Annotated in this window: 11 protein-coding genes and 1 pseudogene; 5 read left to right on the forward strand and 7 right to left on the reverse strand. The window is 33.3% G+C overall.

The genetic code is table 11. From position 1 onward, the window contains the following. Positions 1-11 precede the first annotated feature (11 nt). Together ACQ654_RS12710 and ACQ654_RS12715 are read right to left on the reverse strand one after the other, a co-directional pair. Complete coding sequence (locus tag ACQ654_RS12710) at positions 12-2900, reverse strand: M4 family metallopeptidase (protein WP_430410712.1); 2889 nt, start codon at positions 2898-2900, stop codon at positions 12-14. Between the two features lie 38 nt (positions 2901-2938). Next, entirely contained in the window at positions 2939-4282 is a 1344-nt protein-coding gene (locus tag ACQ654_RS12715; RefSeq protein WP_430410713.1) for a deoxyguanosinetriphosphate triphosphohydrolase, read from the reverse strand. A 246-nt stretch (positions 4283-4528) separates the two neighbouring features. Here ACQ654_RS12715 and ACQ654_RS12720 point away from each other — a divergent pair, with 246 nt between their 5' ends. Continuing rightward, positions 4529-6916, forward strand: coding sequence for an inorganic phosphate transporter (locus ACQ654_RS12720; RefSeq protein ID WP_430410714.1), 2388 nt, complete (start codon positions 4529-4531; stop codon positions 6914-6916). A 108-nt stretch (positions 6917-7024) separates the two neighbouring features. Further along, complete coding sequence (locus ACQ654_RS12725) at positions 7025-7738, forward strand: DUF6503 family protein (RefSeq protein ID WP_430410715.1); 714 nt, start codon at positions 7025-7027, stop codon at positions 7736-7738. Between the two features lie 427 nt (positions 7739-8165). Here the strand turns inward: ACQ654_RS12725 and ACQ654_RS12730 are convergent, their stop codons facing one another. From ACQ654_RS12730 to ACQ654_RS12740, 3 genes are all read right to left on the reverse strand, one after another. Further along, positions 8166-10604 (reverse strand): ribonucleoside-diphosphate reductase subunit alpha, encoded by a 2439-nt coding sequence (locus ACQ654_RS12730; RefSeq protein WP_430410716.1) that lies wholly within the window; start codon positions 10602-10604, stop codon positions 8166-8168. 152 nt (positions 10605-10756) lie between these two features. Beyond that, on the reverse strand, positions 10757-11737 hold the full coding sequence (locus ACQ654_RS12735) for a ribonucleotide-diphosphate reductase subunit beta (protein WP_430410717.1): 981 nt from the start codon (positions 11735-11737) through the stop codon (positions 10757-10759). A gap of 272 nt (positions 11738-12009) precedes the next feature. After that, on the reverse strand, positions 12010-12579 hold the full coding sequence (locus ACQ654_RS12740; protein WP_430410718.1) for a DUF3109 family protein: 570 nt from the start codon (positions 12577-12579) through the stop codon (positions 12010-12012). A 158-nt stretch (positions 12580-12737) separates the two neighbouring features. On the opposite strand from ACQ654_RS12740, the gene ACQ654_RS12745 reads away from it, so the two are divergent. From ACQ654_RS12745 to ACQ654_RS12755, 3 genes are all read left to right on the forward strand, one after another. Continuing rightward, positions 12738-13322 carry a MarC family protein gene (locus ACQ654_RS12745; RefSeq protein ID WP_430410719.1) on the forward strand — a complete coding sequence of 195 codons (585 nt, stop codon included), beginning with the start codon at positions 12738-12740 and terminating at the stop codon, positions 13320-13322. An 87-nt stretch (positions 13323-13409) separates the two neighbouring features. Then, on the forward strand, positions 13410-13613 hold the full coding sequence (locus ACQ654_RS12750; RefSeq protein WP_430410720.1) for a hypothetical protein: 204 nt from the start codon (positions 13410-13412) through the stop codon (positions 13611-13613). Further along, positions 13613-14215: an FAD-dependent oxidoreductase gene (locus ACQ654_RS12755; protein WP_430410721.1), complete on the forward strand. Its 603-nt coding sequence runs from the start codon at positions 13613-13615 to the stop codon at positions 14213-14215. Before ACQ654_RS12750 ends, ACQ654_RS12755 begins: the two co-directional genes overlap by 1 nt. 42 nt (positions 14216-14257) lie before the next feature. Here ACQ654_RS12755 and ACQ654_RS12760 read toward each other — a convergent pair. Together ACQ654_RS12760 and ACQ654_RS12765 are read right to left on the reverse strand one after the other, a co-directional pair. Beyond that, positions 14258-14408: pseudogene (locus ACQ654_RS12760) on the reverse strand (IS982 family transposase); the annotation flags it as partial. A 1-nt stretch (position 14409) separates the two neighbouring features. Next, positions 14410-15408 carry a hypothetical protein gene (locus ACQ654_RS12765; RefSeq protein WP_430410722.1) on the reverse strand — a complete coding sequence of 333 codons (999 nt, stop codon included), beginning with the start codon at positions 15406-15408 and terminating at the stop codon, positions 14410-14412. Positions 15409-15468: the final 60 nt, after the last annotated feature.

Genomic DNA, 15468 nt, shown 5'->3' on the forward strand with positions numbered 1-15468 from the left:
CTTGTTATGTATTACTCAATGATAATTTTTCTTGATTCGATAAAATCATCTCCTTCAACTCTTAAGATGTATAATCCTGATTGTAAGCTATCTAAGTTAAAGTTTACCGTTCCTGTTAAAGTAACATCTTTTGTGTAAATACTTCTTCCATTGATATCAAATATATTGACTGAAACATCACCTAAGTTTTTCTTAGCCTGAATGTTAAAGCTTCCTTTTGATGGATTTGGATATACTGAGAAACCATTGTTATTTGCCACATCATCAACACTTAAGCTTGAGTTAACAGCTAAGTTATCAATTATTGGACCTGCTTGGTTTGTATTTGTATCGGCAACCATTGCAAATCTGAATACAATACTTGTTTCAGTACTTAAGGCACTTAAGTTATAGCTATATTCTTGCATTATTGTGTTTGTTCCTGTCCATTGCGCTCCTGGGCAATTGAAACAATCAGTGTTTCCAGATGAAGCAGCTGTCCTGTCACTATTATACCAGTTAGGCGCACTTGCAGATCCTAGAACGTTCCAACTATCGCCTCCATCAGTAGAATATTCTACAAAAAGAATGTCAAAATTTTCTTCTAAGTCGTATGCTAAGTCAAATACAATTTGTGGATTTGTAATTTGAGTTAAATCATAACATTCTGACAATAGGTAACTTCTAGTACTTTGAAAGTGGTTTCCGTTAAGGTTTGTTGCATATACGTCTCCTTCCAATACAGTAGATTGAAATACACTTCCAGCTTGTGCGTATGTACCTCTACTCCATAGTTGTGGAATTCCGTCAGCATATGTGTTTAATTCATCAGCAGTGCTTTCAAAATCATTTACTACTTGTGGTGTTCCAATTTCGTTGATACGAATTGCAAAACCTTCCGTGTTGTTTGTGGCATCTTGATCGTTTGGTGTATCAATTATAAAATTAATCGCGTGGAAACCTCTTGTCATTGTTATTGCAGGAATATCAATATCACCTGTAGTACCAACAGGAATGTTAACATTGTACATCGCTGTATTTGCAGCGCCACCATCAATAGTGTAGCTTACTTCAACTGAAGTTATTGTATTTGTTACTCCAGAATTTTCAACAGTTAGTCTTGGACTGAATGTATTTAAACCACAGTTAATTGCAGGATCAGTTACAGAAGCTAAACGAGCATCAGTGTCTAAAGCAACATATTGTGGTCCAACATTGACTGCATAGAAAGCATCTTGTGTTGCAATTGCTTCTGGACTGTTTGATCCGTAAAGACTGATTGCAACTTCTACTCCTGCATTTCTCGTATCTAAAAATGTACTATTTGGTGTTAAATAGTCTCTCAGTATTAAGTATGCTATTTCCTCCGCTTTTTGCATTCCTATTCCTGTTACATTAAACGCATCAAATACGTCATTTGTTCCAGATCCACCTTGCACTAATAAGTAAAACCAGTAATTTAATACTCCACTATTACTATGTACTCCACATTGGTCATTTGCATTGCTTGGTGTTGGACAACCTGCTGTATTTGTTGGTCTCCAGTTTGCACCTAAGTATGTATCAGGATCACCAAAAGTATTTGGATTGCTCATACTTCTGATTCCATTTCCTGGTGTAATATCTTCACCAATTTGCCATGTTTCAATATTTGGATTTAAATTATCTCCATTACCTTTTGAACGAAATTCAATTGCAGCTCCCCATAAATCAGAGTATCCTTCGTTTAGTGCTCCAGATTCTCTAGCATATACTAAGTTGTTTGCAAATTGTGTAACTCCGTGTCCAATTTCGTGAGCAACGATATCTAAACATGTAAAAGCATCTCTATTTCCTCCATTCCCATCTCCGTATGACATTACTGAGCCATTCCAAGCAGCATTTGTCCAGTTAGTACCAACATGTACATAACTTCTCATAGAAAACCCGTTACCATCAATTCCTTCTCTTCCATGTACATTTAACCAATAATCGTATGATTCCATTGCTCCCCAATGTGCATCTAATGCCGCATTATCTATGTTATTGTAAGACCAAATGTTGTCTGAATCTGAAAATTCTGCAAAGTTATTTATATAACCACCACCAAAAGGTATGTTTTGAGCATCTCTTGTAAATACGCTTCTAGTGTCGTCATTTAGTGTAAACTCACCTGTTGTTTCTAAACGTGTCTCAATGTCACGCAATCCACTGTAACGTGTGTTTGCTGCTCCTAAGACAAACATTGCTGTTTCTTCTTTTTTAACCGTAATTAAGTTTGCCGGATTGTTCAGCATTTCACGACCTTCATTGTTGTGATGTTTAATAATTTTGTTGTAGAATAAAATTTCTCCAGTAACAGCATCTACATATACTTCTCCTCTACTTACAGGTTGTGTAGCGTAGATATCAAATTTGTATGCTAGGTTTAGTAAGCCTGAATAGGTATTCATTTCAGGAAGTAATACCAATTCTCCTGTTGGTTTTGCATAGTTCATTGCCGCAGCTTCCGCAGGATTAGACCACAAATATTGTTGTGCTCCAATGTGCGCTGTTGCCTTGTTAAAAGCTTCTTGTGCAGATAATGAAGGAGCAAGGTTGATACCAATTCCGTCATATACTTCTCCATTGATACTTTTTACAGTATTATTTTTAGAGTGAACGATTAGCGTACCAAATTCTACTTTGATTCCTTTGTAATATTGTTGCATTTTTTCATGCTTCATTCCTTTTCTATCTTGATTTACAACTATAGATTGGAATGTGTTGTTTTCGTCTAATTTAAAATTTCTTAAGAATTCACTCTGAGCTTGTGCCGGAGAGACATCTTTAGTGAACTTCAAGTATTTGTTCACAGATACTGCTTGGTCTTGTGCGTTTGTTTGTAAGATAAACATAGCACAAAAAAGCATAATTCCAGTTTTAATGTAATTTGTATACATAGATAATAATTGGGTTAAATAACTAAATTAATAATTTTTTATAATGTTTTGGCTGTTATCTTGTTAAACAAGAATACCGCTTTACTATCAGATAATCTGGATATAAAGTTGGTGATATTCATCAGCCTTTTGTATAAATGATCTGTAGAGTAGTCTACAGTTTCAGGTAAAACTTTCAAAATTAATTTGTCATAGTTTGAAAGGGAATCGTTATGGTAATTTGTTGTTGCTGTGATAAATGTATCAAGCAAATGTTGCAATACATGATAACCTGTAATTTCTTTTTCTATAACTTCATCACTTTGATATATCTTTTCAATACTGATTTTAATGATATCATCAATTTGTGCTTTATATTTACTCTTATCCATAATACTTACGAAAAAATCACCTTTACGGATTGCTTCTTCGTTTTCTAAAAAGATTCGAGCTGCATCATTGATGAGCGTATTGATTGATAGTGCTCTTAGATAACTCAAACGATCTTCGCGATATTGTAATGAGTTATACTTTTCCGTCTGAATATTATCTCTAACTAAATTGATTAAATATTCTAATGCATATTCTTCTTGAATGAGCCCAAGATTGATTCCATCTTCAAAATCAATGATTGTGTAACAAATATCGTCAGCCGCTTCCACCAAAAAAGTTAATGGATGCCGTGCATAACGAATGTCATCAGCTTCTCCATAGGTTTTTAATCCTAATTCATTGGCTACATCTCTAAATGCAGTTTTTTCAGATTGAAAGATACCGTACTTTTTATCTGAAATGTGTTTTGTTGGCTTTTTTGGTAACGATTGTTTCGGATATTTCATAAACGCGCCAAGCGTTGCATAACTTAAACGTAAACTTCCGTCAACTCCTTTGCGATTTTCGGTTAAAATTTTAAAACCATTCGCATTTCCTTCAAAATCACATAAATCTTGATATTCTTTAGGTGTCAATTGCGATTGAAACTGTGTTCCTTTTCCAATCTTAAAATATTCTCCAATTGCTTTCTCTCCTGAGTGTCCAAAAGGCGGATTTCCAATATCATGTGCTAAAGCCGCCGCGGCAACAATGGCACCAAAATCATTAAACTGAAATCCGTGAACTTCTTTAAGATGTGGATACTTTTCTAGCAGTTTCTTTCCAACACTTCTTCCTAAACTTCTTCCAACAACAGACACTTCTAAACTGTGTGTCAATCGCGTGTGAACGAAATCTGTTTTAGATAATGGAACAACTTGCGTTTTGTCTTGTAAACTACGAAAAGCAGAAGAAAATATGATTCTATCATAATCTACTTCAAATCCCAATCTGGTTTCATCTTGTTCTTTTCGAAGTCGCTTATGGGTATCCCCGTAACGCTTTAACGAGAGTAATTGTTCCCAATTCATTAGTAAATAGCATTTTTCCTTGCAATATACTACATAAATAATTGAAATGCCAACCTTGAGGCTTTCTGAGGCGTATATTCCTGTTTTTGAGGAAAAAAGAACGACATTTACTTACAAAATTGAGTTATTTACTATATTTAGCACACACAGCTGTTGTATCGTCTTGAATACTACAAGATATAACCTTATGGTAACATTACATTTCACAACACTGTTGATATTTGTAAATTATTTATAAAACCACATATGGACAATATTTACTTAGTAATGATCATTGCCCTGATTGTATTGGCTGTTGCCGATTTAGTCGTAGGAGTTAGTAATGACGCAGTAAATTTTTTAAATTCAGCTATTGGCTCTAAAGCCATTTCGTTTAAAACAATTATGATTGTTGCTAGTGTTGGTGTAGCCGTCGGCGCTATTTTTTCTAGTGGATTAATGGAAGTCGCCCGGAAGGGAATTTTTAAACCTGAAAATTTTGTGTTTCATGAAATCATGATCATTTTCATGGCCGTCATGATAACCGATATTCTTTTACTTGACTTTTTTAATAGTATTGGAATGCCTACATCTACTACAGTTTCTATTGTTTTTGAATTGTTAGGAGCCGCTGTAGCCGTAGCATTGATTAGAATTAGCAATCAAGGTGATAATTATGACACATTACTTCAATACATTAATACCACACAAGCAACGGGAATTATTATTGGAATTTTGCTTTCCGTCGTCGTCGCCTTTTCCATTGGAGCATTCGTCCAATGGATTACACGTTTGCTTTTGTCGTATAATTTTCAAGAAAAAGCAAGTTGGGTAGGCGCATCATTTGGTGGAATTGCCCTAACTGCAATTACCTATTTTATTTTTGTTAAAGGAATTAAAGGAACTGATTATTCTTCAATGATTGTTGACAAAGCTTCATCATTAACATTAAAAGAATTCCTAGAAATACATGTATTATCAATTGTTTCTATAAGTTTAGTAGTATGGTCAATTGTCTCGTATTTAATCATATCATTATTAAATACAAATATTTACAAATTAATCATCATTGTAGGAACTTTTGCATTGGCATTGGCTTTTGCAGGAAATGACTTGGTAAACTTTATTGGAGTTCCTATTGCAGGTTGGCAATCGTACGATGCTTTTATGAATCCGGCAATAAACGTTAATGGTTTACCTGCTACAGAATTTTCTATGGGCTTTCTTGGAAAAACGGTAGCAACACCAACTATGTTTTTAGTAATTGCAGGACTTGTTATGGTGGTAACACTTTGGTTTTCAAGCAAAGCAAAAGCCGTTGTAAAAACATCACTCGATTTATCGAGTCAAGAACAAACAAAAGAACGTTTCAAGCCAAATTTCTTATCAAGAGGTTTAGTTCGTATAGCTATTGGAGTTTCTCAAGGAATTAATAAAATTACACCTGAATCGTGGCAAATAAAAATTGACAAACAGTTTGAAGTTCCACCAGTAGCCGTATATAAAAACAAAGAAGATATTCCTGCTTTTGATATGGTTAGAGCCGCTGTTAATTTAATGGTTGCTGGTGTATTAATTTCCATTGCTACTTCCAAAGGATATCCTTTATCTACAACCTACGTAACATTTATGGTTGCTATGGGAACATCTTTAGCCGATAGAGCTTGGGGAGCAGAAAGCGCCGTATATAGAGTTGCTGGTGTATTAAATGTAATTGGCGGTTGGTTTTTTACAGCCATCGTTGCCTTTTTAGCCGCAGGATTAATTGCCTTCTTATTAAATATACATTTGCCAAGTATGCTAGCCGTATTACTGAGTTTAGCGGCATTTTTGTTGATTCGTAATTATGTTGTGCATAATAAAAAAGCAAAAGAAGCGAAAGTAGAAGATAGCTTAAAGAAAGCAGAAAGCAGTTCTGTACAAGGCGTTATTCACGAAAGTGCAGACAATATTGCCAATGTTGTAAAACGTGGAAATAAAATTTATACAAGCGCTATTAATGGTTTGGCTAAGCAAGATTTACATATGCTTAAAAAGAACCGAAAAAATATCACGAAGCTTTCCAATGAGATTGATGAGTTACGTGACAATATTTTCTATTTTATTAAAAATTTAGATGAAACTAGTATTGGTGCGAGTAATTTCTACATTAATATTTTAGGCTATTTGCAGGATATAACGCAATCATTAGAATACATTTCTAAAGCGAGTTTAAAGCACGTTAATAACAATCACAAGAAATTAAAATTCAATCAAATTAAAGAATTGAAGCAGGTTGATGAAGCATTAGAAATGCTATTCAACAAAACAAAACAAGCTTTTGATTCTCGTTCGTTTGAAGAAATTGGAAGTGTTTTAGCAAGCAAAGAAGTTATTTTTGAATTGGTCTATGAAAAAATTCAAACGCAGGTTGCACGTACACGTACGGAAGAATCGAGTCCTAAGAATACCACATTGTATTTTAGCTTATTATTAGAGACTAAAGATTTGTTAAAAGCAACAATGAATCTTTTAGAAGAATATCACATTGCACATGATGATTCAGTAGAGCCTGCAACTATTACTATTATAAAAGATAAAATAACAGATACTACAAATACAAAAACTAAAGGCTCAGAACCAGATACTTCAGAAGATTCAGAAGATTCAGAATAATTTAGAGTATCATTTTATATACAAAAACACAATCGTAACGGTTGTGTTTTTTTGTTTTGATCTGATTCAAAATTTCTATCTTAGACACACCAATTTAAAACTACACTCATGAACAAATCATTTTTTCTTAGCCTTTTATGTTGTTTTATTTATGTAACAACGGCCACAAGTCAAGAACTTACAGGACAACAGTTACTAGAAAAAGCCATTCAATATCACGATCCTAACGGAAATTGGGAAACGTTCAACGGAACATTAACTGTAACTATGGAAACGCCAAAAAATCCTGCGCGTCTTAGTACGATTAAAATCAATTTACCAACAGAATATTTTTATGTAAAAGCAACACGTGGTGACACAACAACAGCATATACGGTTAAAAAAGATACGTGTATGATTGCTTTTAATGGAAAAACGGATCTTTCTGATGCTGTTTTAAAAGAAAACAATTTAAGTTGTGAACGTGCCAACTTATACAAAAATTATTATACTTATTTGTATGGTTTGCCAATGAAGCTGAAAGATAACGGAACTATTATTGATCCGAAAGTAATGAAGAAAACATTCAAAGGAAAAGCATATTTGGTCCTAAAAGCTACGTATGATAAAAATGTTGGGAAAGATACATGGTACTTTTATTTTGACCCAAAAACGTATGCAATGGAAGTATATCAGTTTTTTAAGGATGAATCTAAAAATGATGGCGAATACATTTTATTAACGGAAGAAGCTGTAATTAACGATATTAAAATGCCAAAAAAACGTGCGTGGTATTACAACAAAGACGATGGATATTTAGGAACAGATATTCTGGGAAAATAGGTCGCTTCGCTTTTGGGTTTTTGAATTTAACTATATCATGTTGCACTTTTACATTGAGCTAAGTTTAAATGTGATGCAGCATCACATATCATGAAAAATTTTAATTCGTTTCCCTATTTAAAAAATGATACTTCTAAGTACTTCTCGATACAATTTTCTAGCGAAAATTACTCGAAGTGACGCATCTTAATAATCTATAACTTTATAAACAGATCGCTTTGCGTTTAAACCTATCCAGATTATTAACTTCCGATTCGTTATTACAAGCGATAGTGAAATAATCTGTTTATTATAAAATGTTTTTGTTTTTTCAAGCTACAGATTGCTTCGTTATCGCTCGCAATAACGTTCAAGATATATCCAAAACAAAAAAAGGGAACGCTAGTAAACGTTCCCTTTTTCGTATTGTCAATTTTTTATCTATAAATTAAGAACCACACATTAAGCAGTCATCATCTTGATCTCCTTTCGATCTTGCAATCATTTCCTTCATTTCCTGAGGTGTCAATGGCTCTACAGCAATTGGTGCTGGCTTTGCTCCTACAGTTTCTACAGCTATTGCTGTTGCCGCTTCAACCGCTACAGGCTCTTTCTTTGCCGCTTTACTCACTGTAAATTTAATTGCATCTACTGCCGATTTTGTTCGTAAGTAGTACATTCCTGTTTTCAATCCTGATTTCCAAGCGTAGAAGTGCATAGAGGTTAATTTCGCCATCGTTGCACCTTCCATAAACAAGTTTAATGATTGTGATTGATCAATGAAATATCCTCTGTGACGCGACATATCAATGATATCTTTCATGCTCAATTCCCAAACTGTTTTGTACAAGTCTTTAATGTCTTGTGGAATTTCTTCAATGTGTTGGATAGATCCATTCGCGCGCATCAACTCTTGCTTTAAATCTTCTGTCCACAATCCTAAGTTTACCAAATCTTCTAGTAAATGCTTATTTACCACAATAAATTCTCCCGAAAGCACTCTACGTGTATAAATATTTGATGTATATGGTTCAAAACATTCGTTGTTTCCAAGAATTTGCGAGGTAGAAGCTGTTGGCATTGGTGCAACTAATAATGAGTTACGCACACCGTTTTTAGCAACTTGCTTGCGCAGTTTTGCCCAGTCCCAACGACCGCTTAATTCTTCATCTTTAATTCCCCATAAATTATGTTGAAATTCTCCTTGTGATATTGGTGAACCTTCATACGTTTGGTATGGACCTTCAACTTTTGCCAATTCCATAGAAGCTGTAACTGCCGCAAAATATAATGTTTCAAATATTTCTTGGTTCAATTTTTTAGCTTCATCCGATGTAAATGGCATACGTAATTTAATGAATGTATCTGCCAATCCTTGCACACCTAATCCAATTGGACGGTGACGGAAGTTAGAATTTTCTGCTTCTTTTACAGGATAGTAATTACGATCAATTACCACGTTTAAGTTCTTTGTTACACGTTTTGTAACTCTGAATAATTCTTTGTGATCAAATTCGTTTCCTTTAACAAACATTGGCAACGCAATAGAAGCCAAGTTACAAACGGCTACTTCATCAGGAGATGTGTACTCCATAATTTCCGTACATAAGTTTGAAGAACGGATCGTACCTAAATTCTTTTGGTTCGATTTGCGGTTTGCTGCATCTTTATACAACATATATGGCGTTCCTGTTTCAATTTGCGATTCTAGGATTTTCTCCCACAACTCACGCGCTTTGATTGTTTTTCTTCCTTTTCCTGCTGCTTCGTATTTTAAGTACATTTCATCAAACTCATCACTATGTACATTAAATAAGTTTGGACATTCGTTTGGACACATTAACGTCCAAGAACCATTTTCTTCTACACGTTTCATAAACAAATCCGGAATCCACATTGCATAGAATAAATCACGCGCACGCATTTCTTCTTTACCGTGGTTTTTCTTTAAGTCTAAGAAGTCAAAAATATCTGCATGCCAAGGTTCAATGTATATTGCAAACGAACCTTTACGTTTTCCTCCACCTTGATCTACATAACGAGCTGTATCATTGTATACCTGTAACATTGGTACAATTCCGTTACTTGTTCCGTTGGTTCCTGCAATATATGATCCTGTAGCACGAACATTGTGGATAGACAAACCAATTCCTCCTGCTGATTGTGATATTTTCGCCGTTTGTTTTAATGTATCGTAAATTCCGTCAATACTATCATCTTTCATTGCTAATAAGAAGCATGATGACATTTGCGGTTTTGGTGTCCCAGAATTGAATAACGTTGGTGTTGCATGTGTAAAGAATTTTTTAGACATTAACTCATACGTTTCAAGCGCCGCATCCAAATCATTTAAATGGATTCCGACAGAAACACGCATTAACATATGTTGTGGACGTTCTGCAATTTTTCCATTCAATTTTAATAAATATGAACGCTCTAATGTTTTAAATCCGAAATAATCGTATCCAAAATCGCGGTTGTAGATAATGGTAGAGTCTAAACGATCTGCATTTTCCATAATTACATTATATACCTCATCGGATAATAATGGTGCTTTTTTACCTGTTCTAGGGTTTACATATTCATATAAATCTATCATCGTTTCAGAAAACGATTTTTTGGTGTTTTTATGCAAGTTAGATACAGAAATACGTGCAGCCAATCGAGCATAATCTGGATGCGTAGTCGTCATTGTGGCGGCAATTTCTGCGGCCAAGTTATCTAATTCTGAAGTAGTTACTCCATCGTATAATCCTTCAATTACACGCATGGCAACTTTTACAGGATCTACCAAATCGTTTAAGCCATAACATAACTTTCTCACTCGTGAAGTGATCTTGTCAAACATTATTAGCTCTTTTCTTCCGTCTCTTTTTACTACAAACATATGCTCGTCTATTTTTTAAGTTCTTCTGAATTTCGTTCAGAAAAGGGGTTAGTTATTTTACCAATTTTTCGGCGAAAAAATTGGCATTCTAGGTATTTTGTTATGTATTTTAAGTTTCAACTGCAAGCAATTAAAACTTGGGGTTTTTTTAACTAGAAATCAGCGTCAAAGCTAAATTTGTCTGACTCTTCTTCTTTATTTAAGACACCTGCTTTTTGATATTCAGATACTCTTTTCTCGAAAAAGTTTGTTTTACCTTGAAGGGATATCATATCCATAAAATCGAATGGATTTGTTACATTATACTCTTTTTCACAACCCAATTCTTGTAAAAGTCTGTCGGTAACAAACTCCAAGTATTGTGTCATTAATTTAGCGTTCATTCCAATAAGACTTACTGGTAATGATTCTGTGATAAACTCACGTTCAATATTCAATGCATCCACAATAATTCCGCGGATACGTTCTTTAGGAACTTTGTTTACTAGGTGATTATTGTGTAAATGCACTGCAAAATCACAATGTACACCTTCATCACGAGAGATTAACTCGTTTGAAAACGTTAATCCTGGCATAATTCCTCTTTTCTTTAACCAATAAATAGAACAGAAAGCTCCTGAAAAGAATATACCTTCTACAGCTGCAAACGCAATTAAACGTTCTGCAAAACTTGGCGATTCAATCCATTGTAAAGCCCAGTCTGCTTTCTTTTTGATTGCAGGGAAATTATCGATTGCCTTAAACAGCATATCTTTTTCTTTTTCATCTTTTACATACGTATCAATTAATAGAGAGTATGTTTCTGAATGAATATTTTCCATCATAATTTGGAATCCGTAGAAAAATTTAGCTTCAGAATATTGCACTTCATTTACGAAGTTTTCTGCTAAGTTTTCATTTACAATTCCATCAGATGCTGCAAAAAATGCTAAGATATGTTTGATAAAATAACGTTCGTCATCATTCAATTTTGTGGTCCAATCTGTCAAATCTTGGTGAAGGTCTATTTCTTCCGCTGTCCAAAAACTAGCTTCAGATTTCTTATACCATTCCCAAATATCTGCATGTTTGATTGGAAAAATCACAAATCTGTCTTTGTTTTCTTGTAAGATGGGTTCTATTGCTGATGACATAAAATTATCGAGTTTTTAATGTAAAATTTGGTAAAAGACTATTGTTTGATTTGGGAATAACAAAGATTGAAAAATGTATGCGGAAATGAAAGCCTAACTTATTCACAAAGTTAGTGAGTTTTTAACAACAGTACAGTTTTTTCCTACTTTTTAACATATTTTCAAAACGGCATTTTTTACTGATTATCAATTACTTACAAGAATTAATTCTTTGTAAAGTGCTATAAAACGGGCGATTCTAAAAAAAAATGAGAAAAAGAAATTTTAATAATTTAACGACCTAGTTTTTGCGCAGTTTTTTCTAATTCGGAATACCAATCTTCTCCAAATTTTCGAACCAATGCATCTTTTACAAATTTGTACACTGGTACTTGCAATTCTTTCCCCAATGTACATGCATCATCACATATTTGCCATTTGTGATAGTTAACAGCCGCAAAATCACTGTATTCTTCTATTCGAACTGGATATAAATGGCAAGAAATTGGTTTTTTCCAATCTACAAGTCCTTTATTATATGCTTGCTCAATTCCGCACATAGCGGTTTGGTTTTCATCAAAAGTAACATACGCACATTCGGCATCATTTACCAACGGTGTTTCCAAATCGCCATTGTCTCTTACAATATATGTTCCTTGTTTTTCAATGGCATGTATTCCTTCTTTTCGTAAAAATGGTTTTACTGTATCGTAAATTTCATCAAGTTTTTTAATTTCATTTTGCTCTAAAGGTGCGCCAGCGTCTCCTGCTACACAACAAATTCCTTTACACGCGCTAAGATTACATACAAAATCCTTTTCGAGGATATCTTCTGAAATGATGGTTTTCCCTAATTGAAACATGCTACAAAGATACTTTTTATACAAATTCTATTTAGTGTACTATTCACTTTTTTTTGAACATGTTAAATTCACTTTAATTTAAACTAAAAAACACATGCTTTTACTATTATAATTAGTTGAATAGTGTACTTTTGCCGCGAATTTAAAAATGTAACGAAATGGAGTTAAATTTTAAACATATTTTAACGGCAAGTATGTTGTTATTTGCTGTAATTGACATCGTAGGAAATATTCCGATTATTATAGATTTACGACGCAAAACTGGACATATTCAATCTGGAAAAGCGACTATTATTGCAGGTGTAATTTTGACTGTGTTTTTATTTGTTGGGCAAAGTTTGCTTAATTTGATAGGAATCACCGTAAGTCAGTTTGCCATTGCTGGTTCGTTTGTGTTATTTTTCTTGGCGTTGGAAATGATTTTAGGAATTACACTGTTTAAGGAAGATGAAGAAAGTCCTATGAGTGATGCTTCAGTATTCCCTATTGCCTTTCCTTTAGTTGCCGGACCTGGAAGTTTAACGTCAATTTTATCGCTTCGTGCAGAATTTGATGCAATGAATATTGTAATTGCAATTTTAATCAATATGATTATTATGTACGTTGTATTGAAGGCTTCAGCAAGAATTGAACGATTGTTAGGGCAAAATGGTATCCGTATTTTGAGAAAAGTATTTGGTGTAATTTTATTAGCAATTGCAGTTAAAATATTTACTACGGGAGTTCAAAAAATATTTGCTTAATTTTGCAGTAAGAAAAGTGTCGTTGCGTATATCAATTTCGAGTAAATTTATATGCGCAACTATATATTCTATCTAAACTCATATAAAATGAAAATATTCACCTATATATTTATTGCAATTGCAACACTACTTTGTATTTACAACGCTACAAAACTAGATTTTTCAAACCTATTACAAGGTGATAGTTTGGTTGCCTTAATTAGTATTGTTGCCTCTATGTGTGCGATACTTATTTTATTAATTTTTATGACTTCAAAGAAGATTGAAGATAAAGTTAATGACAATAAGTAATGTTTGATGTTCTGGTAATTGGTGGTGGCGTTTCAGGAATGCAATGCGCACTTGTGTTAGGTTCGGCGAAGAATAAACCTTTTGCTTCGGATAGGAACATTGGTGTTATTATGCATCAAAAATCTTCACATTTACAAAATGCATTGTTTAATAATGTGCTCGGTTTGCCCGAAGGAAAAACTGGAGCTACAATTTTAGAAGAAGGAAAAGCACACTTACAAAAAGTATATCCGCATGTACAACAAATTGCGAATGAAAAAGTATGTGAAATTACAGGTGAAGCAGGCAATTTTCAGGTTGTTACCAATAAAAACACATATTATACAAAGTTAGTTGTGATTGCCTTGAATTATGCAAAACCGTTTACAATTGATGGTTTGGACGAATTTATTGCGCCACATCCAAGAGCAGCCGCTAAAAAAGATAGAATCTACTTAAAAAACGAAGATCATTTGGTAAAAGAAGGCATGTATGCTTGTGGAACCATTGCGGGTTGGCGAAGTCAATTTGCTATTGCAGCTGGAAGCGGCGCGCAAGTTGCTACGGATATTTTGACGCTTTGGAATGATGGAAATCATACTAAGATTCATGATAAGGTATAATTGAAAAATCGAATCAATTATTACTCTTTTCCTTACTAACAATTTATATTGTTTTTCTCTTTTGTAATGAAAAGATTTTAAAGTCGTAGAATCTATAAATGAAATGCTTGTGCATTTACCCAAACAATGCATTTTTCAGATATACTCCTATTGGTTGAACTACTTTTTTTTGTAGCTCAACTAAAAGATCGAACTCACGTAAAACACATTATCGATTTAGCCAAAGTCTCATTTTTCTCTATCCATAAATCATCTATAATTAAGTAATAATTATAATATTCGCCTAGTGTACTCACGGAAAGTTCTGCTGAATGTTCATTGATAATAACTCTATTTTTTTCTGGAATATTATCTAGTTTCATTTTAATAATCTCAGATAATTTATGCTCATCTATCTCTATTTCTTGAAGCTCAGTTATTGGATGATCAGCAAATATTTTTAAAACAGTTTGTAAGTCATTCGTTTCTAACTGTGCAGCAATATATTTTATATAGTTTAATTCATCAACTGCATATAAAACATCATCCAACTCCTCTAGTTCATTAGCTTTTAAAAAGTCCAATAAAGTATTCATTCTAACACCTTCAATTGTTACAACTGTCATATCTTCAATATTAAATCTATCATAGATAGGAACAGAAATAAAATAAGTACATCCTTCACCAGAACCTTTTACCTCTAATACATTTATATCTTCTTCCAAAACTATTCCATGTAAACCAAAAGAAGTTGGCAAAATATCATTAAACCAAATCGCTACTTTATCTTCATTTTTATTTTTATACTCTTCTGTAAAAATGTACCAACACAATCCAATTTCATCATTATCAGTACCAACTTTTATATAATCTTCTTCTCCTTCAATTTCATTTAGATAAAGACCTTCTTGTAATAAATTGAGTAAGTCTTGAAAATCTTTAGGTTTTAAACTACTAGAATTGTCCATATCTTCAGTCTCATCTTTTCTATCAAATAATTTACTAAAAAATGGGCGCTTCTCAACCACTATTTCTTTAGCATCTATATTGATAGGAAATCCATAAACATCCGTTCCTAAAATTTCTGAGTATTTATCACTACATAGAGAATCCCAATTTTCAATAAACCAATCATATATTGAATTTGAATTAAACTCTTTTAAATACCGTAAGTTCGATTTATATGCTGTTCTGTATGCAAAGTATATTTTCATAAAATTGTTCTTTTATATATAATGTAGTTTTATTTTTTTTAATCCTTGCCAAGATTTATA

Source organism: Kordia sp., from assembly GCF_965283645.1.
In the GTDB taxonomy this organism is placed as follows: Bacteria; Bacteroidota; Bacteroidia; order Flavobacteriales; family Flavobacteriaceae; genus Kordia.